Origin of the sequence: Psychrobacter sp. 16-MNA-CIBAN-0192, from assembly GCF_040309565.1 — a bacterium.
In the GTDB taxonomy this organism is placed as follows: Bacteria; Pseudomonadota; Gammaproteobacteria; order Pseudomonadales; family Moraxellaceae; genus Psychrobacter.
Map to the genome: position 1 here is coordinate 1 of NZ_JBEOOX010000720.1, position 236 is coordinate 236.

A 236-nucleotide genomic window follows, 5' to 3' on the forward strand; every position below is an offset into this window, starting at 1 on the left:
GCATTATACTGTCTGAAACCATAAATATATAAGGATTGTTATGTCTACCAATGTAAGAACTTACCAAGGGATCCACCCTAATTTAGCTGATAACGTCTATGTTGATGAGTCTGCAGTACTTGTTGGCGATATAAAATTGGACCATGACGCCAGCATTTGGCCATTAGTTGCTGCTCGTGGTGATGTGAATAAGATCCGTATTGGTAAACGCAGTAATGTCCAAGATGGCAGTATAT

At 39.4% G+C, this 236-nt stretch carries 1 protein-coding gene; it reads left to right on the top strand.

Annotated features, from left to right (window positions below; genetic code table 11):
- Positions 1 to 40 precede the first annotated feature (40 nt).
- Positions 41 to 236 (top strand): gamma carbonic anhydrase family protein (locus AAEY78_RS14980; RefSeq protein ID WP_502943801.1); only part of this gene is annotated, 196 nt, incomplete at its 3' end.